This is a genomic window from Kitasatospora sp. NPDC040550, from assembly GCF_055594965.1.
Genome location: NZ_JBVIWC010000026.1, coordinates 83841 through 110681 on the forward strand (window position 1 = coordinate 83841; position 26841 = coordinate 110681).

The following is a 26841-nucleotide window of genomic DNA, read 5'->3' on the forward strand; positions in this document are numbered from 1 at the left end:
CCCCCTCCCCCCCCCGGAACCGGGGGCGCTACTCCTGGAGGAACGTTTCGCTGAAGCTGGTGCCGTTGGAGCCGAGGCCGCTGGTGGTGGCCTCGTAGGCGCCGTTGGAGCTGGGGTCGAGGGCGACCGGGCCGGCCGAGCCGAGGGACTTGCCGTTGACGGTGGCCGAGGTGAAGTTCAACGTCCCGAAGTCGGGGTAGGCGCCGGTCGGCGACTCGATGATGACCTCGGCGCTGGTCCGCTGGGCGCTGGTGGACTTGGTGGTGGTGTAGGTCCAGCCCTTGGAGGAGTCGGTCAGCTTGAGGGTGTACCGGTTGCTGCCGGCGTAGGTCACCGAGGCGCTGATGTGGTCGCCGGCCGACACCGGGTACGAACTGAGGCTGAGGTAGACCGGGTTGGCCGGGTACATCTCGTACCAGGCCTGGTTGACCGGGCTGCCGCTGGAGCAGTCGGTGGCCACGCCGGTCTGCTCCACGCTGGAGGAGCCGTACCCGTCGATGCCGACCCACGGGGCGTAGAGGTCGTTGGTGGAGTTGCAGGTCGCGGCGGGCTCCGTCCAGGAGGCCGCGACCGAGCTGAAACCGCTGCCCTGGGCGGCGTAGCCGCCCCAGTTGTAGCCGTTGGTGTTGTACGAGAGGGGGCGGAAGGCGAGCCCCTGGACGGCTGCCGCGGTGCTGGGGGCGGCGGGGGCGGCCAGGGAGGTGGCGGCGGCCGCGAGGGTGACGACGCGGACCAGGAATCTGCGCATGGTGGCTCCTTCGTGAGGGGACGAACAGGAGCGCACGCGCCAACGATGGCCGTGGGGGCGGCCGTTGGCGGGTGGCAGTACAGCTTGAGCCGACTGTCATGACCGGGGCAAGAGGATCAGGGGGAAGGTTGGCCAAGCCATTGCACTGTCGGGTGCACTTCTTGACGATCCGCCCGAGCCGCCAACGGGCCGCGCCCCGGCGGCAGTTGCTCGACGGGGCGCGGTACGAACCGGGGCGGAAGGGGATCAGGTCACCCGGACCGGGCGGACCTCGACCAGGTCGCCCGGGGCGGCCGGCATCCAGCGGGCCCAGGCGACCGCCTCGGCCTCGTCGGCCACGTCGATCACCCAGAGACCGCCGAGGTGTTCGTGGCCCTCGCGGTAGGGGCCGTCCGAGACCGGGGTCTGCGGGCCGCCGGGGACGCCGCCGGGCACCACCAGGCGGGCGCTGCAACTGCGGCGCAGGCCGCCGCCGTAGCGGACGGTGACGCCGGCCTCGTGCAGTGCCCGCCCGAACCGCGCGTGGGCGGAGTCGAGTTCGGCCTGCTCGGCCTCGCTCAGTCCGTTCCAGACCCGCTCGTCGCCGTGAATGAGCAGGGTGTATTCCATCGTTCTCTCTTCTCCGTCCAGCTGCTACATCTGTCGGCTCGCCAGCCGGGCGAAGAGCCCGTCCCGGTCGGCCAACAGCTCCTCGTACCGGCCCTGCTGCACCACCCGGCCCTGGTCCATCACGATGATCCGGTCGGCCTCGGCGACGGTGGACAGTCGGTGGGCGATCACCACCCGGGTGGCGTTGAGTCTTCGGGTGGATTCGGTGACGAGCCGCTGGGTGGGGTTGTCCAGGGCGCTGGTGGCCTCGTCGAAGAAGACGATGCGGGGCCGGGAGACGAGGGCCCGGGCGATCATCAGGCGCTGGCGCTGGCCGCCGCTGAGGGTGCTGGTGCCCTCGGACAGGACGGTGTTCATGCCCATCGGCATGGCCGCGATGTCCTTGTCGATGCCGGCCATCTCGGCGGCGGCCCAGGCGTCGTCCAGGGTGTGGTTGGTGGAGCCGACGATGTTGGCCTTGATGTCCCCGGCGAGCAGGGCGCCGTTCTGCAGGACCACCCCGCACTGGCGCCGGACGGCGGAGACCTCCAGCTCGCCGAGGTCCTGGCCGTCGTAGAGCACGGTGCCGCTCTCGGGGCGCTCGAAGCCGAGCAGCAGCCGCAGCACGGTGGACTTGCCGCTGCCGGACGGGCCGACCACGGCGACGAACTCGCCGGGCTCGATGCCGAGGGTGACGTCCTGGAGGGCGGCCGGGCCGTCCTCGCCGTAGCGGAAGGTCACGTGGCTGAGGCCGAGGCGGCCGGAGAGGTCGCCCGGGTCGGCCTTGCTGTCGTCGACCTCGGGCTTCTCCTCCAGGATCGGCCGCAGCCGCTCCAGCATCGGCACCACGCCCATGGCGGTGACGGCCGCCGAGGTGAACTGGAGGCTGGAGGCGATCAGCAGGTTGAAGGCGGTGAAGAAGGAGAGGAAGACCGGCACCGGGACGTCGCCGTCCAGCGGCCCGGCGATCACGCCGAAGACGACCACCGAACAGACCAGCGGGAAGCCCGCGTTGAAGGTGGTGACGGCGTTCTGCACCCGGCGGGAGGAGGCGGCCAGGCCGCGGCCCTTGCCGAGTTCGGCGGCCCACACCCCGAACACCCGGTCCTCGGCCGCGGTGACCCGCAACTTGGGCACGGCGGTGAGGAGTTGGAAGACCCGGGCGGACATGGACTGCTCGTGGGAGTACAGCCGGCGCTGCCAGCGGACCTCCAGCCGGCCGGCGGCCAGGCCGACGCCCACGCCGACCAGCACCAGCAGGGTGGCCAGGCCGGCCAGCCGCAGGTCGTAGAAGTAGACCAGGACGAGGTTGGCGAGGCCGGTCAGCAGCCCCAGGGTCGCCGTGGTCATCATCCCGGAGAGGGTCTCCTGGGCGGCGCTGACGCCGAGCACGGTGGTGCCGAGCTCACCCGTGGAGTAGTTGGCGAAGAACGGCGCGGGCAGCGAGAGCAGCCTGGTCCAGACGCCGACCTGCATCGCGGCGGTGGAGCGGCTCTCGATCCGCAGTACGGCGATGTTCTGCACGATGGAGAGGGCGGCGACGGCCATCGCGGAGCCGATGACGACCAGGGCGCCCTCGGTGATCAGGTTGCGCTGGGCGTGGGCGACGAAGGTGCCCAGCACCTCGCCGGTCATGATCGGGACGAGCAGCCCGATCAGCGCGACCAGGGCGGCCATCCCGGTGAACATCCACAGGTCCTGCCGGTTGTTGCGCAGGCCGAAGCGGAGCAGGGCGGAGACGGACCGGACGGCGGAGGGCAGCGGCCGGTAGAGGACGGTGGCCTTGTTCTGCAGTTCGGCGGCGAGCTTCGGGGTCAGCGGGGTGACGGCGCCGCCCTCGGCGAGCACGTAGCCGGTGCCGAGCGGCAGCAGGGCGACGGGGGCGCCGGCCTTGCGGTAGCCGACCATCGCGCCGAGGTCGTCCCGCCACCAGGTGCCGTCCAGCCGGACGGAGCGGGTGCGCACGTGCGAGGCCAGGGCGATCGCCTGCAGCCGGTCCAGCCGGTGCTGGTGGCCGGTCCCGGCCACCGGGGCGGTGACCGCGAAGCCCTCGTGGGCGGCGACCAGCCGGGCGGCGGCCAGGGTGGGCTCGTCGCCGGTGGCGTCGCCGATCCGCAGCCGGGAGGAGGTGTCGCGCAGGATGGTCTCGAAGCCGCGCGCGGAGTCGGCCAGGGTGCCGGCGTCGCGCTCCTGGCGGGTGGCGATCTGCTCGGTCTCGGTGCCGCGGCGGCCCTCGATCCGGCGGTCGACGGTGTCCAGCAGCCGCCCGCAGTGGGCGGCCAGGCGCTCCCAGAGACCGCCCTGGTCGAGCAGTTCGCGGGGGGAGCGGGCCCGGACGGTGGCCGGGCCGGCGGCGACCAGCCAGTCCCGTTCGGTCAGCAGGACCTCGGCGCCCTCGGTGAGTTCGCCCGTCGCGCCCTCGGGCGCCTCGACGCCGCCCTGCTCGACCCGCACCCACTGGAGGCCGTCCACCGAGCGCAGGGCCTGGCCCTTCTTGAGGGCGGTCGGCCCGGCCGGGTCGAGCGGGGTGAACTCGCGCGGCGGCAGGGTGTCGCGCAGCGCGCCGGCCAGCGCGGTGAGGCCGCGGGCCAGGCCGGCCAGGAACTGGTCGGCGGCGAGCCGCGGTCCGTCCTGCTCCCGGCTCCGGTCGGCGGACAGCGCCTCGACCCGGGAGGCGGGGAGGAAGGCCGCGTCGGCGCCGAGCACCGGGCGGGCGACGATGCCCCGGCGGGCCCCGTCGGCGGCCGCGCCGGGCACCAGGGTGCCCGCCTCGATCCGGCAGAGGAAGTGCCAACGCCCTTGGGGCACACCGGAGTCGAGGTGGACGGCGAACAGGTCGACGGCCCCGGAGCGGACCAGCAGCAGCTGCCCGGGGTCGTCCAGCACGAGGTAGCGTTCGGACCGCGACTCGGCCGCCTCGGTGAGGGCGGGCGAGAACGCCTCGGTGGACAGACTCACAGTTCGTCCTCCTCCTCGCGGCGCGCGGACTCGATCAGCGCCGTGTAGTGCCCGCCGAGCGCCAACAGCTCGTCGTGGGTGCCGCGTTCGACGATGGAGCCCTCGTGCAGCACGATGATCTCGTCGGCGTCGCGGACGGTGGAGAGCCGGTGGGCGATGATCAGACAGGCGCAGCCGCGGCGGCGCAGGTTGTCCATGATCACCCGCTCGGTCTCCGGGTCGAGCGCGCTGGTCGCCTCGTCGAGCACCAGCAGGGTGGGCTCGCCGGCCAGCGCCCGGGCCAGCTCCAGTCGTTGGCGCTGGCCGCCGCTGAAGTTGCGGCCGCCCTCCAGGACCGGGCTGTGGATGCCGCCGGGGCGGGTCATCACGGTGTCGAAGACGGCGGCGTCGCGCAGCGCGGCGGTGACCGCCTCGTCGGGGACGTCGTCGTTCCAGAGCGTCAGGTTGTCCCGGACGGTGCCCTCGAACAGCGAGATGTCCTGGTCGACGTAGGCCAGTGAGGAGGCCAGCACGGTGCGGGAGATCTCCTCGCGCGGCCGCCCGTCGAGCAGGATCCGGCCGGACCACGGGGCGTACAGGCCGGTGAGCAGCCGGCCCAGGGTGGACTTGCCGCTGCCGGAGCCGCCGACCACGGCGACCCGGCGGCCGGGCACGACGGTCAGGCTGAGGTCCTTGATGATCGGCTCGGAGAGCGGGCTGTAGCCGAAGCGGACGTCCTCGAACTCCAGGGTGCCGTCGAGCTTGGGCCCGGCGGGCGGTTCCGGCCGGGCGAAGGCCGCGGCCACGGGGTAGCGCTCGACGTCGTACAGCCGCTTGATGTCGGCGGTGACGTCCTGGAGCCGGCCGCCCAGGTTGGTGAGCTGGGTGACGGGGCGGCTGAGCGCGGCCAGCAGGGTCTGGAAGGAGACCAGGATGCCGACGCTCATCGCGCCGTCCACCACCCGCTGGCCGCCGACCAGGAGGATCAGCCCGCTGTTGAGCGCGGCGAGCATCGGCGGCACGACGGTGAGCACGGCGCTGGGGATGCCGAGCTTCTGCTTGGCGGTGACGACCTTGGCGAGGAAGCCGGCCCAGCGGCCGAAGGCGTCCTGCTCGGCGCCGGTGGCCTTGACGGTCTCGATCAGCGAGAGGGTGGTGAAGGTGGTCGCGGTGAGGTTGCCGCGGTCGGTGCGCAGCGCGGCCACGGCGTCGGTGCGGGCCCGGGCGACGGCCTGCAGCACGACCACGTTGAGCAGCGCCATGCCGACGCCGACGACGCCGAGCAGGACGTCGTAGCGGATCAGCACGGCCGCGTAGAACAGCACCAGGCCGAGGTTGATCACGGTGAGCGCGAGGTCCCGGGAGAGGATCTCGGCGACCACGTCGTTGCCGGACACCCGCTTGGCGACCTCGGCCGGTCGGCGCTGGAGGAAGAAGTCGACCGGCAGCCGCAGCAGGTGGCGGAAGAACCGGGCCGAGCTGACCAGCCCCATCCGGATCTCGATCCGCAGCAGGTAGTGCCGCTGGACGGAGGTCAGCACGAAGACGACGACGGCGGTGCCGGTCATGGCGGCCAGCAGCGGGAGGAGGTAGCCGCTCCCGCTGCCGGCCAGGACCCGGTCGATGAACACCCGGGTGTAGGCGGGGATCGCGATGCCGGGCAGCACCAGCAGCAGGCTGGCGAGCAGCACCAGCGGCATGGCGCGCCCGGTCGGGAGCCGGCGTTCGAGCAGGGCGGGGCCGATGCCGCCCTTGTCGCCGCCGGGCTCGAAGCCGGGGCCCTTCTCGAAGGAGAGCACGATGCCGGTGAAGCCGGAGTCGAACTCGTCCCACTCCATCAGCCGGGGGCCGCTGGCCGGGTCGTTGACGGCGACGACGGTGCGGCCGTACCGGGTGCGGATGCCCTCGACGACCATGAAGTGCTGGAAGGCCCAGAAGATGATGACCGGGCCGTCGAGGTCGCGGAGCTTCTCGGCCTCGGTCTGGTAGCCGCGGGCGGTGAGCCCGTACGTGCGGGCGGCGTTCAGCAGGGTGGAGGCGCGGGCGCCGTCGCGGGAGACCCCGCAGACGCCGCGCAGGTCCTCCAGCGGGACCCAGCGGCCGTGGTAGCCGAGGATCATGGCGAGGCTGGCGGCCCCGCACTCCACCGACTCCATCTGCAGGACGGTGGGGACGGCGTGCCGCCAGCGCCGCGGCGCGGCCGCCCGGGTGGGGCGGCCGCGGCGGCGCTGCGGCTTCTTCGGGTCCGGCTCCGGCACGGGGGCGGAGGCCCGGGTGCTCTCCGGGACGGTCGCGGTCATCGGTGCCTCCTCTCAGCGGCCGAGGATCAGGTTGAACGGGGTCTGCCGGCCGACGTTGATGGTGGCGGTGACGGCGACCTGGGTGCCCAGCGGGTCGGGCGGTCCGCTCTGGGAGGTCCAGGCGAAGCCGCTCGGGGTGTTCGGGTCGGGCGTGAGGTCGACGACGACCAGCCGGGGCGCGTCCTTGCCGAGGTAGCGCTGGGCGGCGAGGTCGCCGCCGACCAGGCCGGAGACGGCCTCCCGGGTGAGCGCGTACGGGCTGACCGAGCTGACGGTGCCGCGCAGCAGGCCGAAGGCGCCGGCCGGGGTGGTGGACACGTTGAGGTCGACCTGGTCGCCGGGCTCCAGTCCGACGGTGCGGGTGGCCGGCACGAAGACCATCGCGACCATCCGCTCCTGCGGGTCGTCGACCCGCTCGACCGAGGCGACCGGCGAGCCGGGGGCGACGACCTGGCCGTCGGTGACCGACAGCCCGACCACCCGCCCGCCGAACGGGCTGGTGATCTCCCGGCTGTGGCCCTCGGTGTCCTCGACCCGGACCACGGACTGGCCCTGCCGGACCTGGTCGGAGGGCTTGGCGAGGACGGTGCGGACCATCCCGCCGTACGGGCTCTGGATCATCGCGGTGCCGTGCGGGTGGGTGAGCAGGCCGGGGGCGTCGACGGTGATCGGGATCGTCCCGGCGAAGGTCCACAGCAGCGCGGCGGCCATGGTGATCATCACGACGAACAGGGCGATCCAGCCCCGCGGCGCGGCGAGCAGCGTCGGCGAGTCGAGCTCGTCCGGCTCGCGCATCCGCTGCAGCGCCTTGAAACGGAACTTCATCGTCTGGCTTCTCTCCGTGGGACGCCGACGTCCTGGCGCAGCGTCGGCGGTCGGCTGCCGATCACCAGCTCACCGACGGTGCCCTCGGTGAAGTAGTCGAGGCCGCTGGCCGCGGCGAAGTCGGCCGCGTCGCCGCCGCCGAGGCCGCAGACCGCGAGGTCCATCGCGGTGCCGACCAGGTAGAGGGTCTGGTAGAGCGCGCCGACGTGCTTGAGGATCAGCGGGTAGGCGACCGTCTCGTACTTCCACATCACCCGGCCGAACCGCGCGGTGACCAGCAGCACCACCTGCGGGTCGGTCTGCATCAGGCAGGACTCGCGGGCGCTCTTGACCAGTTGGGCGGTGGCCGGGCTCGGCGCGCTGACCAGTTCCAGCTCGTGCCGGTCCGTCGCGTAGTGCCACAGCCCGGGCTCCAGGCCCGCGCAGGAGGTCACCAGCGGGTACAGCTCCAGCTCGTGCACCGCGCCGCCGCTCGGGTACGGCCGGTCGGCCAGCTCCTGGCCGTCCCCGCCGGTGAAGGTCTGCCGCCGGCGGGCGCTGCGGTAGAGCAGCCCGCCGAGCTGCTCCAGGGTGATCGGCGCCTGCTCGTCGTGGTCGCGCACCGAGCGGCGCTGCTCCAGCACCTCGGTGAACGGCCGGTCGGTGCGGGCGAGTTCGTCCAGGTCGGGGACGGGCAGGGCGACCTTCTCGCCCGCGAACGGCGCGGGCGAGGCGGGCTCGGGGGCGAAGCGGTCGCCGAACCTGTAGGTGCCGCCGTAGCCGGCCACGCTGGTGGGCCGCCGGGTGCGGGAGTGGAAGGCCAGGTCGGCGGCGGTCCACTGGGCGAACCGCTGCTCCTCGGCCTCGGGCTCGGCGCCGGGGGCACCGTAGGCCAGCAGCCCGGCGGCGGCGAACAGCCGCAGGGTCTGCCGGACGGCGTCCAGCGGCAGGGCGCCGGGGAGTTGGGCGAGTGCGGCGGGGCTGGTCCAGCCGGCCAGGGCGGCCAGCAGGCCGGCCGCCCGGGTGGTCAGCTGGACGGCCAGCGGGCTGCCCGGGGAGCGCACCAGCAGGGCGCCGTCCTCGACCGCGGCGGTGGCGAAGCGGGACAGCTTCACCTGCCCGGTCGGGTCCGGGGTGGGCCCGGGCTCGGCGGCGCCCCGGCCGACCGGGCGCAGCCGGGCCAGCGGCTCGTCGGTGCCGGCGGCGCCGTCCGGGCCGTCGACGGCCAGGTGGACGGAGTGCTCCAGCATCCCGGCCGTGCCGAGCCGGCGGCGGGTCAACTGCCAGCGCAGCAGCCCGGCGTCGCCGTCCCGGGCCGCGACCAGGGCGGCCAGCTCCTCCTCGGTGTGCTCCCCGGCGGCCAGCGCGGCCACCGCCTCCCGGGCGCCGGGCGCCAGGTCGGGCAGGTTGAGTGCGCCGACCGGCGCGGTCAGCCGGACGGCCTTCGGGCCTAGCGGGGCGAACGCCGCGTCGGGGCGCAGCCGCAGCCGGCGCACCGTACGGGCGGCGGCGGGCAGGTGGATCCGGTCAAGGGCGGTGGTCATCGCGTCGGTACCCGGCCGTTCCTAGAAGAAGACGTTCTTCGGGTTGAGCTGCTCCTCGGTCTGCGGAGCGGCCAGTCGGCCCTGCCGGACCGGCACGTCGTAGAGCCGGCCGGGGGCGAGGCGGCGCCAGAAGTGGCGCATGCCGGGGGCGATCACCTTGACCACGGCGAGGTCGAGGTCGGGGCGGCTCTGGTCGAGCACGATCACCTCGACGCCGGCGGCGCGGGCGCGTTCGACGCAGTCCCGGACGTGTCCGGCGAGGTCGTCACCGTCGAGCGGGGCGAAGTCGGTGAGGGTGGTGGCGGCGAGCTCGCGGCCCGGCAGCAGCCAGGGCTCGTCCGCGACGGTCGCGGTCCGGCACCACTCCAGGGTCTCCAGGTCGTCGGTGCGGTAGAGGGTGTTGCCGTCCTCGTCCCGCCGGTCGATGAACGGGAGGAACTGGTTGACCTCGGTGAGCGCGCGGATCGCGGCGATCCGCGGGTCCGGGTGGGCGCCGAAGCCGACCATGATGTCCTCGACCTCGTGGAGGCGCCGGGAGATCGCGGCGAACACCGGCACGCCGAGGTCGGAGGTGAGGTCGAGCACCCACAGCTCGCGGTCCACCGAGGCGTAGAAGGCGCGCATGGTGTCCACGTACGGGTCGTTCAGCGAGTCGAGGTCGAACTCGGGCTGGGCGGTGCGGTTGTACCACCACAGGGCGACCGCGTCGCGCTCGACGACCTCGCAGAAGCCCTGGAGGATCGCCTCCTCCAGGGTGTTGCCGCTGGCGCAGCCGTTGGAGTCGCCGACGCAGTAGAAGTGCTGCTGGAGGTCGGGGTGGCCGTACCAGGCGTAGCCGGAGGGGACGAGCCGCTCCTCGTCGTGGGTGAGCGACCAGGCGCGGGTCCAGTCCAGTTCGGCGTCGACCGGGAACGGGTCGGGCACCAGGTGCAGCCGGTGCTTGGGGTCGGCGTTCCACTCGGCGCGGTTCGCGAACTGGGCGTCGGAGAACTGGAGCAGGGCGTCCATGTGGACGGCGACGGCCGGGTCGAGGTCGCGGTAGGCGGCGCGCACCACCGGCTCCTCGCCGCGCCAGACCGCCGAGTAGCGCTCGATCGCCTCGCAGATCGCGCTGACCTTGGCCTGGATCTCGGAGCGGCCCTTGCCGCCGCTCTGGCCGCGCATGTTGCGGCGCAGCAGGTCCATGTTGTCGTTCACCATGGCGAAGTTGTGGCCGGCGGTGAAGCTGTAGGTGATGCCGTTGCCGGTGTCGTCGTGCGCGCCGAGCCGGGTGATCGCGCCCAGGTGCGGGCTGATGTGGTGCTTGAGCCGGTCGTAGGTGAACTGCGGGGCCTGGACGCGGTAGCCGCCGTCGGTGGTGTGCCGGGCCGGGCTGGGCTGGAGGACGACCTTGGGGCTGCGCTCGGTGAGCAGCGCCGGGTCGCCGCAGCTGGGGCACTGGGGCTGGCGGACCAGGGTGTGCTCGGTGGTCTGCAGGGTGTTGAGGTCGAGGCTGACCATGGTGCCGGAGAGGGCGGAGCAGCACTCGTCGGCGAGGATGCGCGCGGCCTCGGTGGCGAGCAGCTGGGCGGTCATCGCCGGGCCGGCCGGGATGGCGGCGCGGGTGGGGTGCAGCGGCACGGTCTCGCCGCGCTTGCCGGCCAGGTAGCGCTCGACCTGGCGGTTGCCGCTGATCCGCTGGGCGAGGCAGCTCCAGCAGCCGGTCTCGTCGGGGCGCAGCAGCGGGCCGAGCCAGGGGGAGGTGCCGGTGGGCTTGGCGAGCAGCCAGGGGCGCCGGTCGGCCAGCCGGGCGGTGTTCAGCCGCTCCAGGGCGGGGGCGAGGTAGTCGTCGGTGAGGGCGACGACCATGGTGTCCGGGCCGCCCTCGACGGCCTGGTCCTCGGTGACGGCGCGGGCGCGCAGGCCGGTGGCGGTGAGCGCCTCGACCAGCGGGGCGGCCTCGGCGGCGCCGAGGGCGAGCACCAGCAGCTCGGTGGTCCGGGCGGCCTCCAGGGCGACGGCCGGGTCGACGCCCTGGGCGTCCCAGTAGGCGAGCACGTGGTCCGGCAGTTCGGGCCGGCCCTCGGCGAGGTGCCCGGCGGCCTCGTAGCGGCGCAGTGCGGTCAGCGCCTGGCCGAGCGGGACCTCGGCGCCCAGTTCCTGGAGGATCTCGGCGACGGTGCGCCGTCCGTCCAGGTAGGGCAGGAGGCGCACCGCGGCGGCCCCCGGCACGAGGTAGTCCTGACCCTCTCCGAGCAGGAAGACCTTTTCTCCCACCGTCTCGGTGAGGAAATGGGCCTTGAGCCGCGGTCGCTCCATAAGTCATCCCCCTGTGTTCACAAGTTCGTTGCGAGTATTCGAGCACGGCGCCAATTGGGCTGTACATACTGCATATCCGTCGGCGCCGTCGAGTTACGCATCGCGTGGAATTGCGTATTCCGTTCGGCCGGTACGTATCCCCGTACGTATTCGCCCGGAACGTTGACAGGGGGGTGCGGCAGGCGATACTGGTGTGTCCGCACGCGGGTACGACGGGGGGTTGCGGTGCCGACTGGAGTTTTGCTGCACCGGGAAACGGAGCTGGCGGAGCTGGCGCGCGCGGTGGCCGGGGCGGCTGCCGGCCGTTCCGCTGTCGTGCTGGTCAGGGGCGCGCGGGGGACCGGGAAGAGTGCGCTGCTGCGAGCCGCGCTGGCCCGGCTGCCGGAGGGCGCGGTGGTGCTGCGGGCCCGATGTCACGACAACGAGCGGGACTTTCCGTACGGCGTGGTGCGCCAGCTCTTCGATCCCTTCATGCGCATGACAACAGGTTCGGCGTCAGCTCCGCAATTCCCGGGCGAATCACCCGGGGAATTCCCCGTCGCGGCCCTCGGCGGAGATCTGCCGGACGCCCTCGGAAGAGCCCTCCCGGCCGGTTCCGAAAACGCCGGGAACGGGCGCGAAAGGGTGCTGAACGACCTTTTCCGCGCGGCCCGTTCGCTCACCGCCCGGACCCCCGTCGTGATGGCCGTGGACGACCTCCACCTGGCCGACGAGGAGTCCCGGCAGTGGTTCTCCTACCTCGCCCGCCGGCTCGACGGCCTGCCCGTCGCCCTGCTCGCCAGCACCGCCGACGAGGCCGCCGACCCGCTCGCCGCCGAACTCGCCGCCCTGCGTCACGCCCGCACCCTCACCCCCGGCCCGCTCTGCGACAGCTGCGTGGCCGAGCGGGTCGCCGAGGAGTTCGACGCCCCGGTCGACCCGGAGCTCGCCGCCGTCTGCCACGACCTCTCCCGCGGCAACCCGCTGGTGGTCGAGGAGCTCACCGCCCGGCTGGCCGCCGCCCGGATCAACCCCGGCTCGCCCGACCTCGACAAGGTCCTCCGGATCGGCGCCGGCACCCTCGCCGACACCACCCTCAGCTGGCTGCGGCAGAGCCACCCCCGGGCCGCCGAACTGCTCACCGGCCTCGCCGTCCTGGGCACCGGCGCCGACCTCGCCACCGCCGCCCTGCTGACCGGCCAGGGCGAACTCCTCGCCGACGAGGCCCGGGAGGCGCTGCACCGCACCGACCTGATCGAACCCGGCCCGCCGGAGACCTTCCGGCACGAGCTGGTCCGCACCGCCGTGCTGGCCCGCACCGACCCGCGCGTCCTGGTCGCCCTGCACGAGCGGGCCGCCGCCCTGCTCGCCCGGCTCGGCGCCCCCGCCGCCCGCACCGCCGAACACCTGATGTCCTCCGGCACCACCGGACTGGACTGGGCCGTCCCCGTCCTGCGCACCGCCGCCCGGGACGCCGCCGCCGACGGCCACTGGGACGACGCCGCCCGCTACCTCCAGCGCGCTCTCGCCGACGCCGCCGACCCGGAGCTGGTCCGCTCGCTCACCGGGCAGCTCGGCGCCGTCGAACTCCACCGCGACGTGGCCGCCGCCGCCCGCTGCGCCGCCGGCCTCGCCGCCACCCCCGACCCGGCCGAACGGGCCCGGCTGCTGCGGCCGTTCGCCGGCCCGGTGCTCGCCCTCAGCGCGGCCGGCGCCGCCGCCGTCCCGTTCGCCGAGGCCGCCGCGGCGCTCGCCGCAACCCCCGGCCCCCCGGCCGAACTGCTGCTGCCGCTCGCCGCCCAGGCCGCCCTCACCGGCCGGCGCACCGCTCTGCGGCCCGCCCTGGCCGCCCTGCGCGCCGAGCCGGCCGAGCCCGCCGGCACCGCCCTGCTCGGGGCGCTGGCCGCGCTCGCCGCCGCCGGGGGCCAGCCCCGTACGGCGGTGCGGTTGGCCGGGCGCTGCGTGCGCCGGGTCTCGCCCGCCGAGGCCGGTACGGAGGTGCTGGGCGCGGCGATGGCCTACGCCTGGACCGGGCGACTGGACGAGGCCGCCGCCTGGGCCGGCCGGGCGGTCCGCTCCGCCCAGCGCTGGAACCACCGCGGTGAACTCGCCCTCGCCCTGCTGGCCCGCGCCGACATCGCCCACCGGCAGGGCCGGCCGGACGCCGCGCTCGCCGACGCCGAGCAGGCCGCCGACCTGGCCCGGCGGATCCGGGCCGAGGACCTCGCGGGCGCCGCGAAGGCGCTGGCCGTACGGGCCCGGCTCCGGCGCGGACTGCCGGTGGACGCCGCCGCACTGGCCGGGGTCGAACTGCCCGCCGAGGCGCACCCGCTGCTGCGCGCGGTGCTGCTGGAGGCCCGCGGCCTGGTCGCCGCGCACCGCGGCGACCACCAGCAGGCGCTGCGGCTCTTCCTGGAGTGCGGGCACCAGTCGGCCGCCCGCGGTGTGGCCGATCCGGCCTGCGTGCCGTGGCGCGCCCACGCGGCCCAGGCCTACCAGGCGCTCGGCGAGCACGCCGCCGCCCGGACCATCGCGGCCGACCCGCTGCCCGGCGGTGAGACCCGGCCGCGCCCGGCCGAGGAGCGCGGCGGCCCGGCGATCGGCACCCGGGACGCCGGTCCGGTCCGGCTGACCCCGAGCGAGCGCAGGGTCACCGAGCTGGTGCTGCAGGGCCTGAGCAACCTGGAGGTCGCCGAGCGGCTCTGCCTCAGCAAGCGCACGGTGGACACCCACCTGGGCCGGATCTACCGCAAGCTGGCGATCAAGGGCCGGCCCGAACTGGGGGCCGCGGTCAAGGCGTTGTGACCGGGCCGCGGGTCGGACGGGCGGTCCGGCGCGCGCGTCCGACTCAGACCGCCGCGACGAGCCCGAACTCCGCGCCCCACGGGTCGCGCAGCACCGGCGGCTCGTCCGTGCCCGGCCTGGTCAACCGGGCGCCCAGCCGGACCGCCCGGTGGACGGCGTCGGCCGGGTCGACCGCGCCGAAGTGCGGCAGCCAGCACGGCCGGCCCTGGTCGCTCTCCACCACGCGGGCGTGGACGAAGCCGTCCAGCGCGAACTCCCCCTCCGCGCCGAGCCGGTAGCCGAACAGCGGCCCGTAGAAGGCCTCGGCCTGGACGGCGGACGGCACCCGCAGCTCGTGGCCGCAGATCGCGCCCGGTTCGTCGGCGAGCACCACGCCCTCGGCCCGGGCCCCCTCCCAGAAGCCGACCGTGACCCCGGAGGAGTCGACGGCGAGCAGCAGCCGGCCGTTCTCCCCGGCGGGCACCGGCGGCATCACCACGCGTCCGCCCAGCCGGCCGACCTGCACGCAGCAGTGCTCCGCGTCCTTGGTCGCCAGGTAGACGTTCCACGCGGCCTGCGGCGGCAGCCCGACCGGTGCGGCGCCGAAGCCGCCGATGACCTCCCCGCCCAGCACGGCCAGCTGGTAGTCCGGCGACTCGGTGACGAACTCCCAGCCCAGCAGCGCCGAGTAGAACTCCCGGCTGCCGCTCAGATCGGGAGTGATGCAGTCAGCCCAGCACGGTGCGCCGATGGCATAGCTGGTACGTCGAGGCACGAGTCGTCCTTCTCCTTGGTCATGGCGTGATCGATCAGTCCGGCGGCCTCCTCCGCCCCGCTCACGCCGGGCAGGTGCAGGCAGTGGGTCGGTGCGTCGGCGAGCAGTCCCGAGGACCCGGCCGGCCAGGTCCTGGTGGTGAACTCCCATGGTGCCAGCCGTACTTCCTCGTCGACGCTGCGGCACAGCCGGACCAGCGCCGGCGGGGCCAGTCGGGCCCGGACCGGGACGACCGGGCCGAGGCTCTCCGGCCGCACCAGCAGCACCTCGCCGCCGACCGGCGAGGTGACGGTGCGCCAGGTGCCGTCCGGCAGTCCGGCGCCGCGCAGCCAGGCCACGGCCGGACCGCGCGCCTCCAGCGGCGCGAGGTAGGGCAGCACGTGCCCGGTGCGGCGGTCCAGCACCAGCAGTCGTCCGGAGACGAACTCCCAGGAGCGCTGCGCCAGCGCGGCGCCCACGTTGGCCTGCTCCGAGTACGGCCCGCCGAGCAGCGCCACGGTGGCGCCGCCCTTGGCCAGCACCACGGCGGGGGCCAGGCAGAACCGGTCCTGGAGGGCCGCGAACGGCGGCACCGCGCCCGGGACGTTCCCCCAGCCCCGGAAGGTGCGGCGCAGCAATGGCGTTCCGTCACTGCGGCGCACCAGGAAATCGCCGGGCGCGTCCTTCCCCGGGGTGCGGGAGAATTCCACCCGCAGTTGGTCGGGGTCCCGGGAAATCCCGGTGAGGTGCGGCCCGAAATGGAACGAGATCTCGTCGCGGTCGGCCTGGACGAGGGCGATCTCCGAGCCGAAGAAGTCCAGCACGATCGGTTCGATAACCGGCACTGTCGCTCCTGGCGGATTGTTGCACATTCAATTTATGCGGCGGTCCGGAGTTCCGCCGACGGGCCTTCCCCGCCGCCCGGCCGGACTGCTCGTCGGCCGGGCGGGGCGGGGGCGGCGTCAGGTGCCGTGGCCTGCGGAAGCGGCCGTCAGTTCCAGTGCCAGTCGGCCGGGGTCGCGGCACCCTGCAGCATCTCCAGCTGGGACGCGCGGAGGTGGCTGGTGAGGCCGTTCGTGAACTGCTGCACCGACGCAGTGGCCGGGCCGACGGCCGGCGCGGTGCCCGGCGTGGCGTACGCGGAGCCGGCCAGGACGCCACTCGCGAAGGCGGCGGCGACGGCGGCGACGGCGGCGGTACAGGCGAGCTTGCGGTAGGAAAGCAGCATGAGGGTCCCCCAGGACGAAGCGCGATTCGGAAGCGGGTGCCGGCCAATTCACCGACCTGATCGGTCGGCCGTCGGTGATGACGGTCCGTAATCATCGGCGGGCCCGGCCGGGGAGCTCGCTGCTCCCCGACAACCGAAAGTCTGGAGGATGTCGAGGGCCGCCGGAAGGTGTTCGGGGCGGCAGGAAGATCGCGGTGGCACCTTGGTGCCATGACCTTCTCATGACCTTTATCCCGGCCGGTCGATCCGGAGCCCCGAAAGAAACGCTTCCGCAGTTGTCCTGACCTGCCCGTCCTGGCATGATCGGGCAGCGGACTTGTCCGGCCAAGTGCCGGAAATCGGTACGGCTGCGGGGGAGTGGTGCGCCGATGACGCGGGGGATCGACGATGCCGCGCAGGCGGTCTATCGACTGATGCTGACGGATCCTCAGCTGGATGTCGAGGGGTTGGCCGACAAGCTCGGCCTCGGCGGGGCGCAGGTCCGCGCCGCCCTCGACCAGCTCGCCGACCTGCGCCTGCTCCGCCCCTCCGAGGTCGAGGCCCCGGGCACGCCGTCCGGCGGCCTGCGGCCGGTCGACCCCCGGGTCGGGCTGCCGGCCCTGCTGCGGTACTACGAATCCGTCCAGCAGCGCGCCCAGCTGGAGTTCGAGCGGCGCCAGGCCGAGATCTCCGGCATGCTCGCCCAGTTCCGCGACGAGTCGGCCGAGGACAGCCGGCTGGAGCGGCTGATCGGCATGGTCACCGTGCAGGCCCGGATGGAGGAGCTGGTCAGCTCCGTCCGCGACGAACTGCTCACCTTCGCCCCCGGCCGGGCCCGGCCCGCCGCCTCCCTCCAGGCCAGCCGCCCCGACAACGAGGAACTGCTCGCCCGCGGGGTGTCGATGCGCACCGTCTACCTGGACGCGGTGCGCAAGGACCGGGCCACCGTCCAGCACGCCGAGTGGCTCACCGGCCTCGGCTGCGAGGTGCGCACCGTGCCCGCGCTCCCGCTGCGGATGCTGGTCATCGACCGGCGGGTCGCCCTCGTCCCGATCGACCCCGCCAACACCCTCAAGGGCGCCGTCCAGATCTCGTCACCCGGCGTGCTCGCCGCCCTGGTCTCGCTCTTCGACCAGACCTGGTCCGACGCCACCCCCTTCGGGGCCCCGCGTGAGCGCGACGAGGAGGGCCTCACCCGCCAGGAGCAGGAGCTGCTGCGCCTGCTCGGCCAGGGCTACACCGACGAGGCGGCCGGCAAGCACCTCGGCATCTCGCTGCGCACCACCCGCCGGATGATGGCCGACCTGATGGACCGCCTCGGCGCCCGCAGCCGCTTCGAGGCCGGCCTGCTCGCCGGCCGGCGCGGCTGGCTCTGAGCCCTTCGCCGCCCCTGCACCGGCCCCGCCCGGGCCGGCGCCGAAGTCCGCCCGAATCAGCCCTTTTCAGCTGTTCTGTGACGGGATCGTCCCGTGACCGCCGGGGTGGTTGGTGCACCGGGGGTCGGTGATCACCTTCGGTCTCCATATGATCGGAAGCCACGATGGTCGGACTGTACTGACCTTCGTACGTACAACCAGGGAGCGGTTCGGGTCGTCTCCCTGAGTGCGGTGCGCCAGATCGTCCGGGGCGTCGCTTCCGTCGGTGAAAGGTACGCGCATGGCAGGTCGCAGGGGCGAGAGCCCGGCTCGGGGCGAGGACGCGCCCGGGGCACTCCCGGCGGACGGTGCGGCGGGCGGCGTGCCCGGACCGCGCTCCGGCGGCCGGGCCGAGGCCCGCCGCGCCGCCCAGGGCAAGGGCGGCGGCCGGTCGGACGGCGGCTCCGGCGGTGCCAGCGGGTCCGGCACCCCCGGCGGCGCGGGCGGACGGGCGGCGGCGCGGCGCGGCGCCAAGCCCAAGAAGAACGTGAAGAAGATCGTCGCCTGGTCCGCGGCCGGCGTACTGGTGCTGATCGCGGGCGCCGGCGGCGCGATCTACTACAAGCTGAACGCCAACATCAAGTCCTTCGACGCCGACGCGATAGCCACCGACCGCCCGCCCGAGGCCAAGGCCGACGCGGACGGCAACAAGCCGGTGAACGTGCTGCTGATCGGCTCCGACAGCCGCGGCGGCAACAACTCCGACCTCGGCGGCGGCGAGGACGGCGGCGCCCGCTCGGACACCACGATCCTGCTGCACGTCTACGCCGACCACAAGCACGCCGTGGGCATCTCGATCCCGCGCAACGCGATCGTGCCGATCCCGTCCTGCAAGCTCCCCAACGGCAAGTGGACCAAGGGCGGCAACGACCTGTTCAACGCCGCCTTCTCGGTCGGCGGCAGCGACGGCGGCAACCCGGCCTGCACCCAGAACACGGTGGAGAAGGTCACCGGCATCCGGGTCGACCACACCATGGTGGTCGACTTCAACGGCTTCTCCGCGATGACCAAGGCCGTCAACGGCGTGGACATCTGCCTGCCGAAGCCGATCTACGAGGGCGACATCAACCCCAACCTGCACAAGAAGGGCAACCTCGTCCTCCCGCAGGGCAAGCAGACCGTCCAGGGGCAGCAGGCACTCGACTACGTCCGGCTGCGGCACGGCATCGGCGACGGCTCCGACATCGGCCGGATGAAGCGCCAGCAGGCCTTCATGAGCTCGCTCGCCACCAAGATGAAGAAGGACGGGCTCAGCCCCACCAACCTGCTGCCGCTGGCCGACGCGGCCACCAAGTCGCTGACCGTCGACCCGGGGCTGGACTCCGCGGACAAGCTGCTCTCCTTCGGCCTGTCCTTGAAGAACATCGACATGCACGACCTCAAGTTCGTGACCGCGCCCTGGCGCTACCGCACCCAGGACGCCAACATCGACCTGGTCCAGCCGGACGCCAACAAGCTCTGGGAGACCCTCAAGGCCGACCAGACCATCGACGGCCAGAACGCCACCGGCCAGCAGCCGGACGCCGCCGCCAGCCCGAGCGCCGCCGCCCAGCAGACCACGCCCGGCACGCCCACCGCGGCGGGCGGGGACGCCTCCAACGCCTCGGTCAAGGTCGCGGTCTACAACGGCACGCTGGTCAACGGCCTGGCCGGCAAGGCGACCGACCTGCTCAAGGGCGCCAAGTACTCGGCCAGCACCGCGGGTCAGGCGGCGAGCACCAAGTACAGGACGACGACCATCGAGTACAGCTCCAGCCAGAAGGCGAACGCCGAGAAGCTCGCCGCGCTGTTCCCGGGCGCCAGCCTGGAGCCCGGCAGCTCGCGCGGCATCTCGTTGATCGTCGGCCAGGACTTCGCCGCGGCCAACGGCATGGGCGCCGGCGCGTCCAGCGCGGCCGCCACCCCCGGCGCCCAGACGCCCGCGCAGCCGCTGCCCACCACCGTCACCAACGACGCCCGCTCGGCGGACGACGACATCTGCGCCAACACCACCTACGGCAGCGGCGGCTGAGCCCACCCGCCGGACGACCGGCCGGACCGACCGCACGACCCCCGGAGCGCGTGGCCCCGGGGGTCGTGCCATGGTGGCGGTAGCGGGGGGCCCAGCGGTCACCGGCACCGAAAGGGCGGACCCCATGCCCGAGATCGCCATGCAGTTCGACATCGCCGCGTCCCGGGACGCCGTCCTCGCCGCGCTCAACACCCACGGCGGGCTGACCGGCTGGTGGACCACCGAGGTGGACCGCGAGGGCGAGGTGCTGCTGCTCGACTTCCCCGGGGTCCCCGAGCCGTTCCGGCTGCGCCGCGAGCGGGCCGACCGGGACCGGGTGCTCTGGGCCAACGCCGGGGCCTTCCCGCCGCACTGGGCCGGCACCTGGATCAGCTGGGAGCTGGCCGACCAGCCCGGCGCCCCCGGCCGCACCCGGCTGCTGTTCCGGCACGGCGGCTGGCAGCCGGGCAGCGAGGAGGGCGTGCCGATGGTGGCCGGCACCTGGGCCGAACTGCTGGTCCGGCTCAAGGACTACGCGCAGAGCGGCAAGGCCCAGCCGCTCTTCGTCACCGCCCTGCGCCACGACCCGGAGTGACCGCCCGGCCACGGCCCGGCCACCGCCCCGCCACCAGTCGCCCACCGTTCGCCCACCGCCCCGCCACCGGTCGCCCACCAGGGCGCCGTCCGGTGGCGGGAACCGGGCACCGGGCTGAGGGTGGGCGGTGTACCGCCGTCGTACCGCCGTCCGTGCGGACGGCGGTACCGGTCGGGCCGGGCCCGACCGCCCGACGCCCCAGCCGCCCACCACCGCCTCCGGGAGGCCCAGCGATGCCCCTAGTGACCGATCCGTACCTGCCCGGCACCCCGTGCTGGATCGACCTGATGGCGAGCGACCAGCAGGCCGCGCTCGACTTCTACCGCGACCTGTTCGGCTGGCAGGGCGAGCTCGGCCCGGCCGAGTTCGGCGGTTACACCGTGTGCACCCTCAACGGCCGCCCGGTCGCCGGGATCATGGCGCGGTCCGCGCCCGAGGGCCAGCCGCTGCCGCCGGTCGGCTGGACCACCTACCTGGCCTCGGACGACGCCGACGCGGCCGGTGCCGCCATCGCCGGGGCCGGCGGCACGGTGCTCTACGAGCCGATGGACGTCGGCACGGTCGGCCGGATGCTGGTCGCCGCCGACCCGACCGGCGCGGTGTTCGGGGTCTGGCAGGCGATGGACTTCATCGGCGCGGGCGTCGTCAACGAGCCCGGCGCGCTGGTCTGGAACGAACTGAACACCGCCGACACCGAGGCGGCCGGCCGCTTCTACCAGCCGGCCCTCGGACTGCGCCCGGCCACCATCCAGGGCATGGAAGGCTACTACTCGCTGAACGTCGGCGACCGCACGGTGGGCGGCATGCAGGCGATCCCCGGGTACCTGGAGCCCGCCACCCCCTCGCACTGGATGACGTACTTCTCGGTGGACGACGCCGACTCCACGGTGGACGCCCTGGTCAAGGCCGGCGGTTCGGTGCTCCAGCCGCCGTTCGACATGCAGTCCGGCCGGATGGCCGTGGTCAGGGACCCGCAGGGCGCGCTGTTCGCCGTCGTCCAGTCGCCCGAGGCGCAGATGCCGGACTCGCCGTAACCGCCGCTCCCGGACGCGGTGGGCGACCGGATGCCGCCCTTCCGGCGACGCGCCGCCGGGAATGGGCGGCATCCCCCGCGTTCCCGGGGCAGACTGCACCCATGCTGGGGCTACCGGACGACATCCGCGCTTTCCTCTTCGACCTCGACGGGGTGCTCACCCAGACCGCAACCGTGCACGCCGCGGCCTGGAAGGACACCTTCGACGCCTTCCTGCGCGCCGAAGCCGCCCGCACCGGCGGGCCGTTCGTCCCCTTCGACGCCGTCACCGACTACGACACCTACGTGGACGGCCGCCCGCGCCTGGACGGCACCCGGGCCTTCCTGCGCAGCCGGGGCATCGACCTGCCCGAGGGCACCGAGGACGACCCGCCGAACACCCGCACCGTGCAGGGCGTCAGCCGGGCCAAGAACGACACCGTGCTGCGGCTGATCCGCGAGCGGGGCGTCGCCCCGTACGAGGGCTCGGTCGCGTACGTGCACCGGCTGCGCGAGCTGGGACTGCCCCGCGCGGTGGTCTCCTCCAGCGCCAACTGCCGGGACGTGCTGCGCTCGGCGGGCATCCTGGACCTCTTCGACGTGATCGTGGACGGCGTGGTCGCCAAGCAGCGGGCCCTGCCCGGCAAGCCCGCCCCGGACACCTACCTGTACGCCGCGCGCGAGCTGGGCGTCGAGCCCGCGCACGCCGCCGTCTTCGAGGACGCGCTGGCCGGGGTCGCCTCCGGCCGGGCCGGCGGCTTCGGCGCGGTGGTCGGGGTCAACCGCACCGGGCAGGCCGCCGAACTGCGCCGCGACGGCGCCACCGTGGTCGTCGACGACCTCGCCGAGCTGCTGTCGGCCCAAGAGGGGGAGACGTCATGAGTCCGGCCGACAACTTCACCATCGACCCCTGGCAGATCACCGAACACGGCGTGGATCCGGCCTCGTTGGCCCGCGCCGAGTCCGTCTTCGCGCTCTCCAACGGCCACATCGGCCTGCGCGCCAACCTGGACGAGGGCGAGCCGCACGGCCTGCCCGGCACCTACCTCAACGGCGTCTTCGAACTGCGCCCGCTGCCCTACGGCGAGGGCGGCTACGGCTACCCGGAGTCCAGCCAGAGCGTCATCAACATCACCAACGGCAAGATCATCCGGCTGCTGGTGGACGACGAGCCCTTCGACCTGCGCTACGGCGAACTGGTCGGCCACACCCGCTGGTTGGACTTCCGTGAGGGCCTGCTGCACCGCGAGTGCGAATGGACCTCCCCGGCCGGGCGCACCATCCGGGTGCGCTCCTCCCGGCTGGTCTCGCTCACCCAACGGGCCATCGCCGCCGTGGAGTACACCGTCGAGGCGGTGGACGGGCCGGTGCGGATCGTGCTCCAGTCCGAACTGGTCGCCAACGAGCAGCTGCCCGGCGGCCCGGAGGGCGACCCGCGGGCCGCCGCCGTGCTGGAGGCGCCGCTGCAGGCCGAGGCGCACCACGCGAGCGGTACCAAGGCCGTGCTGGTGCACCGCACCCGGTTCAGCGGCATCCGGGTCGCCGCCGGGATGGACCACGTCATCGAGGGCCCGGAGCGGCTGGACACCGTCGCCGAGGCCGAGGCCGACCACTGCCGGATCAGCGTCACCACCGTGCTGGCGCCCGGACAGCGGCTGCGGCTGGTCAAGTTCATGTCCTACGGCTGGTCCGGCACCCGCTCGCTGCCCGCCGTCCGGGACCAGGTCGAGGCCGCGCTGAACGCCGCCCGGTACACCGGCTGGGACGGCCTGGTCGCCGAACAGGCCGACTACCTCAGGGAGTTCTGGGAGACCAGCGACATCGAGATCGAGGGCGACGTCGAACTCCAGCAGGCCGTCCGGTTCGCCGTCTTCCACGTCCTCCAGGCCGGTGCCCGCAGCGAGGAACGCGCCATCCCCGCCAAGGGGTTGACCGGCCCCGGCTACGACGGGCACAGCTTCTGGGACACCGAGACCTTCGTCCTGCCGGTGCTCACCTACTGCCTGCCCGGCGCCGTCAACCAGGCGCTGCGCTGGCGGCACACCACGCTCCCGCTGGCCCGCGAGCGCGCCACCCAACTCGGCCTGGCCGGCGCCGTGTTCCCCTGGCGGACGATCCGCGGCGAGGAGTGCTCCGGGTACTGGCCGGCCGGCACCGCGGCCTTCCACATCGGCGCCGACATCGCCGCCGCCGTCGCCCGCTACGTCCGGGCCACCGGGGACCAGGAGTTCGAGCGCGAGTACGGCCTCGAACTCCTGGTGGAGACCGCCCGGATGTGGCGCTCGCTCGGCCACCACGACAGCGCCGGACGGTTCCGGATCGAGGGCGTCACCGGCCCCGACGAGTACAGCGCCGTCGCCGACAACAACGTCTACACCAACCTGATGGCGCAGACGAACCTGCGCGCCGCCGCCGAGGCCGCCGTCCGCCACCCGCGCGAGGCCGACGCGCTCGGCGTGGACACCGAGGAGACCGCCGCCTGGCGCGACGCCGCCGCCGCGATGTACGTCCCGTTCGACGCCAACCTCGGCGTCCACCCCCAGGCCGACGGCTTCACCCACCACCAGGTCTGGGACTTCGAGGGCACCCCGCCGGAGAAGTACCCGCTGCTGCTGCACTACCCGTACTTCGACCTGTACCGCAAGCAGGTGGTCAAGCAGGCCGACCTGGTGCTCGCCATGCAGGTCCGCGGCGACGCCTTCACCGACGAGCAGAAGGCCCGCAACTTCGCCTACTACGAGCGGCTCACCGTCCGGGACTCCTCGCTCTCCGCCTGCACCCAGGCCGTGATCGCCGCCGAGGTCGGGCAGCTCGACCTCGCCTACGACTACACCGCCGAAGCCGCCCTGATGGACCTGCACGACCTCGGCGGCAACACCCGCGACGGCCTGCACATGGCCTCGCTGGCCGGGGCCTGCATCGCCCTGGTGGCCGGCTTCGGCGGGCTGCGCGACCACAGCGAGACGCTGGACTTCCGGCCCCGGCTGCCCTCCGGGCTGATGCGGCTGAGCTTCTCGCTGCTGGTCCGCGGCCACCTGCTCGGCGTCCGGATCACCCACGAGGGCACCACCTACACCCTGCGCCGCGGCGAGGTGATCCACCTGCGGCACGACGGCGAGACGGTGCAGGTCAAGGCCGGCTCCCCGGTCACCCTGCCCACCACCGTCCCGCCCGCCCAGGAGCGCTGCGCCCAGCCCCCGGGCCGCGAGCCGGCCCGCCGCCAGCCCCAGGCGGGCCTGGTGAGCGGCAAGCTCGGCCAGCAGGACCACCTGGCGGCGGAGTAGCCGCGCCGGTCGCTCGCCTGTTCGGGCCCGCTCCGGATGCGGGGCGGGCCCGCACCCCGGAGGGTGGGCACGTCCGGTGACAACCGGCGCCCGGCCGACGCCCGGCGCCCGGCGAAGGGGTGCGCCCGTGGCGACCGTGGCCGAACAGATGGTGGAGGTGCTCCGGCAGGCCGGGGTCGAGCGGGTCTACGGCGTGGTCGGGGACAGCCTCAACCCGGTCGTCGACGCGATCCGCCGGGCGGACGGCATCGGCTGGGTGCACGTGCGCAACGAGGAGGCCGGCGCCTTCGCGGCCGCCGCCGAGGCCGAGCTCAGCGGTCGGCTCGCGGTCTGCGCGGGCTCCTGCGGCCCCGGCAACACCCACCTCGTCCAGGGCCTGTACGACGCCCAGCGCAGCGGCCTGCCGGTGCTCGCGCTGGCCTCGCACATCCCGTCCGAGCAGATCGGCACCGGCTTCTTCCAGGAGACCCACCCCGAGCGGGTGTTCACCGACTGCAGCAACTGGTGCGAGATGCTCTCCACCCCCGCCCAGCTGCCCCGGCTGCTGCGGGTCGGCATCCAGCACGCGCTGGGTTCGCACGGCGTCTCGGTGCTCGCCTTCCCCGGGGACGTCGCCGCCCTGCCCGCCGCCGGGCCGACCGGCAGCAGCCACTTCCTCACCGAGCAGGCGGTGGCCGCGCCGCCCTGGTCCCAGGTGCAGGAGCTGGCCCGGCTGCTGAACGCGGCCCGCTGGGTGGCCCTGTTCTGCGGCGCCGGGGTGCGGGGGGCGCACGCCGAGGTGATGGCGGTCGCCGGGGCGTTGAGCGCGCCGGTCGGGCACTCGCTGCGCGGCAAGGAGTGGATCCAGTACGACAACCCGTACGACGTCGGGATGAGCGGCCTGCTCGGCTACGGCGCCTGCCACGAGGCGCTGCACTCCGCCGACCTGGTGCTGCTGCTCGGCACCGACTTCCCGTACGACTCCTTCCTGCCGCAGGCGCACACCGTCCAGGTCGACCACGACGCGACCAGGCTGGGCCGGCGCACCGCCCTGGAGCTGGCCGTGCACGGCGACGTCGCGGCCACCCTGCGGGCCGTCCTGCCGCTGCTGGAGGCGAAGCCGGACCGCTCCTTCCTGGACGGTGTGCTGCGCAAGCACTGCAAGTCGCTGGAGGACGTGATCGGCGCCTACACCCGGGACATCGACAAGCACCTGCCGATCCACCCGGAGTACGTCGCCTCGGTGCTGGACGACGTCGCCGCCGAGGACGCGGTGTTCACCGTCGACACCGGAATGAACAACGTCTGGGCCGCCCGCTACCTCCAGCCGAACGGCCGCCGCCGGGTGATCGGCTCCTTCCTGCACGGCTCGATGGCGAACGCCCTCCCGCACGCGATCGGCGCCCAACTCGCCTGCCCCGGGCGGCAGGTGATCGCGATGGCGGGCGACGGCGGGATCGGCATGCTGCTCGGCGAACTGCTCACGGTGGCCAAGCACCGGCTGCCGGTGAAGACGGTGGTCTTCAACAACGGCGCGCTCGGCATGATCAAGCTGGAGATGCTGGTCTCCGGCTACCCGGAGTACGAGATCGACAACGGGGACGTGGACTACGCGGGCATCGCCCGGGCGATGGGCATCCCGGCCAAGCGGGTCACCGAGCCGGCCAGGGTTCGGGAGGTGCTGGCGGAGGCGCTGGAGCGGCCCGGACCGGCCCTGGTGGACGTGGTCACCGACCCCAACGCGCTGTCCATCCCGCCGCGGATCACCGCCGCCCAGGTGAAGGGCTTCGCGCTGGCGGCCGGGCGGACGGTGCTGTCCGGCGGGGTCGGGCGGATGGTCGACCTGGCGCGCAGCAACCTGCGGAACATCCCCCGGCCGTGAGCGCTCCCGGACGGTTTGCCCCTGAGGCAAATTTCTTGCCCGTGCGGCAGGGCGGGTGTCCACTGGTCACATGACCCGCAGCACCGACGGCGCCACCGGCACCCCCGCCGACGACGGTCGGCTCGACGACCAGGAGGTCGCCGGCCTCGCCGCCCGCCTCCGCGAGCACCGGCTCAGCAGCCGGCTCACCCTGGAGGTCGCCGCGGGCCGGATCGGCCTCTCCCCAGCCTATCTGTCCCGACTGGAGACCGGTCGCCGCCAGCCCTCGCTGCCCGTCCTGCTCGGCCTGGCCCGCGCCTACGGCACCTCGGTCTCCGGGCTGCTCGGCGAGGCCCTGGTCGAACCGGACCCGGTGGTCCGCGGCGGCGCCATCGAGCCCGGCCGGGCCGGCGGCTGGGGCTACCGCCGGGCCGGCGCCCCCGGCCGCGCCATGCAGGCCCTGCGGGTGCACGTCCCGCCGGGCGTCCAGGACGCGGTGGTCCGGGTCCACCCCGGCGAGGAGTGGCTGTACGTCCTGCGCGGGGAGCTGCGGGTCACCCTCGGCGACCGCGTCCACCACCTCGCCCCCGGTGACTCCGCGCACTACGACTCGCTCACCCCGCACTGCATCGCCGCCGAATCCGGCACCGGCGTCGAACTGCTCTTCGTCCACACCCTGTTGCAGAGCCCCGGCGGCGAACTCTGCCTCGGCGGCGGCCCCGCCGCGAGCCACTGACCTGCCGTCAGACCCCCTCGGAGGAG

At 73.9% G+C, this 26841-nt stretch carries 19 protein-coding genes; 9 read left to right on the forward strand and 10 right to left on the reverse strand.

The annotated features are described in order from the left end of the window. Positions 1–28 precede the first annotated feature (28 nt). The 7 genes from ACZ58X_RS31480 to ACZ58X_RS31510 form a co-directional block, all read right to left on the reverse strand. Positions 29–748: a G1 family glutamic endopeptidase gene (locus ACZ58X_RS31480; RefSeq protein WP_470336972.1), complete on the reverse strand. Its 720-nt coding sequence runs from the start codon at positions 746–748 to the stop codon at positions 29–31. 246 nt (positions 749–994) lie between these two features. Continuing rightward, positions 995–1357: a YciI family protein gene (locus ACZ58X_RS31485; RefSeq protein WP_470336973.1), complete on the reverse strand. Its 363-nt coding sequence runs from the start codon at positions 1355–1357 to the stop codon at positions 995–997. Positions 1358–1381: 24 nt separating this feature from the next. Next, on the reverse strand, positions 1382–4294 hold the full coding sequence (locus tag ACZ58X_RS31490; RefSeq protein WP_470336974.1) for an NHLP bacteriocin export ABC transporter permease/ATPase subunit: 2913 nt from the start codon (positions 4292–4294) through the stop codon (positions 1382–1384). Next, the gene (locus ACZ58X_RS31495; protein ID WP_470336975.1) at positions 4291–6573 is read right to left on the reverse strand and encodes an NHLP family bacteriocin export ABC transporter peptidase/permease/ATPase subunit; all 2283 of its coding nucleotides are present in this window, start codon (positions 6571–6573) and stop codon (positions 4291–4293) included. Before ACZ58X_RS31495 ends, ACZ58X_RS31490 begins: the two co-directional genes overlap by 4 nt. A gap of 12 nt (positions 6574–6585) precedes the next feature. Then, positions 6586–7398: a biotin/lipoyl-containing protein gene (locus ACZ58X_RS31500; RefSeq protein ID WP_470336976.1), complete on the reverse strand. Its 813-nt coding sequence runs from the start codon at positions 7396–7398 to the stop codon at positions 6586–6588. Then, on the reverse strand, positions 7395–8921 hold the full coding sequence (locus ACZ58X_RS31505) for a SagB family peptide dehydrogenase (protein ID WP_470336977.1): 1527 nt from the start codon (positions 8919–8921) through the stop codon (positions 7395–7397). Before ACZ58X_RS31505 ends, ACZ58X_RS31500 begins: the two co-directional genes overlap by 4 nt. A 21-nt stretch (positions 8922–8942) precedes the next feature. Next, positions 8943–11219 carry a TOMM precursor leader peptide-binding protein gene (locus tag ACZ58X_RS31510; protein WP_470336978.1) on the reverse strand — a complete coding sequence of 759 codons (2277 nt, stop codon included), beginning with the start codon at positions 11217–11219 and terminating at the stop codon, positions 8943–8945. Here ACZ58X_RS31510 and ACZ58X_RS31515 point away from each other — a divergent pair. Next, positions 11193–14003: an AAA family ATPase gene (locus ACZ58X_RS31515; protein WP_470336979.1), complete on the forward strand. Its 2811-nt coding sequence runs from the start codon at positions 11193–11195 to the stop codon at positions 14001–14003. The genes ACZ58X_RS31510 and ACZ58X_RS31515 overlap by 27 nt on opposite strands. A 43-nt stretch (positions 14004–14046) precedes the next feature. Here ACZ58X_RS31515 and ACZ58X_RS31520 read toward each other — a convergent pair whose 3' ends face one another. The 3 genes from ACZ58X_RS31520 to ACZ58X_RS31530 form a co-directional block, all read right to left on the reverse strand. Continuing rightward, the gene (locus ACZ58X_RS31520; RefSeq protein ID WP_470336980.1) at positions 14047–14757 is read right to left on the reverse strand and encodes a VOC family protein; all 711 of its coding nucleotides are present in this window, start codon (positions 14755–14757) and stop codon (positions 14047–14049) included. After that, the gene (locus tag ACZ58X_RS31525) at positions 14691–15581 is read right to left on the reverse strand and encodes a hypothetical protein (RefSeq protein WP_470336981.1); all 891 of its coding nucleotides are present in this window, start codon (positions 15579–15581) and stop codon (positions 14691–14693) included. The genes ACZ58X_RS31520 and ACZ58X_RS31525 overlap by 67 nt, the downstream gene beginning before the upstream one ends. Positions 15582–15727: 146 nt before the next feature. Then, entirely contained in the window at positions 15728–15964 is a 237-nt protein-coding gene (locus ACZ58X_RS31530) for a hypothetical protein (protein ID WP_470336982.1), read from the reverse strand. 368 nt (positions 15965–16332) lie between these two features. Here ACZ58X_RS31530 and ACZ58X_RS31535 point away from each other — a divergent pair, with 368 nt between their 5' ends. From ACZ58X_RS31535 to ACZ58X_RS31570, 8 genes are all read left to right on the forward strand, one after another. Next, a complete protein-coding gene (locus ACZ58X_RS31535) occupies positions 16333–17319 on the forward strand; it encodes a LuxR C-terminal-related transcriptional regulator (RefSeq protein ID WP_470336983.1) in 987 nt (328 codons plus the stop codon). A 280-nt stretch (positions 17320–17599) separates the two neighbouring features. Beyond that, positions 17600–19369, forward strand: coding sequence for an LCP family protein (locus ACZ58X_RS31540; RefSeq protein ID WP_470336984.1), 1770 nt, complete (start codon positions 17600–17602; stop codon positions 19367–19369). A gap of 124 nt (positions 19370–19493) precedes the next feature. Next, positions 19494–19943: an SRPBCC family protein gene (locus tag ACZ58X_RS31545; RefSeq protein ID WP_470336985.1), complete on the forward strand. Its 450-nt coding sequence runs from the start codon at positions 19494–19496 to the stop codon at positions 19941–19943. Positions 19944–20176: 233 nt separating this feature from the next. Beyond that, positions 20177–20977, forward strand: coding sequence for a VOC family protein (locus ACZ58X_RS31550; RefSeq protein ID WP_470336986.1), 801 nt, complete (start codon positions 20177–20179; stop codon positions 20975–20977). Between the two features lie 101 nt (positions 20978–21078). After that, entirely contained in the window at positions 21079–21837 is a 759-nt protein-coding gene (locus ACZ58X_RS31555) for an HAD family hydrolase (RefSeq protein ID WP_470336987.1), read from the forward strand. Next, positions 21834–24239 carry a glycoside hydrolase family 65 protein gene (locus ACZ58X_RS31560; protein WP_470336988.1) on the forward strand — a complete coding sequence of 802 codons (2406 nt, stop codon included), beginning with the start codon at positions 21834–21836 and terminating at the stop codon, positions 24237–24239. The genes ACZ58X_RS31555 and ACZ58X_RS31560 overlap by 4 nt, the downstream gene beginning before the upstream one ends. A 127-nt stretch (positions 24240–24366) precedes the next feature. Further along, a complete protein-coding gene (locus ACZ58X_RS31565; RefSeq protein ID WP_470336989.1) occupies positions 24367–26100 on the forward strand; it encodes a pyruvate dehydrogenase in 1734 nt (577 codons plus the stop codon). Positions 26101–26170: 70 nt separating this feature from the next. Further along, positions 26171–26815, forward strand: a complete 645-nt coding sequence (locus ACZ58X_RS31570; RefSeq protein WP_470336990.1) for a helix-turn-helix domain-containing protein — start codon at positions 26171–26173, stop codon at positions 26813–26815. Positions 26816–26841 lie beyond the last annotated feature (26 nt).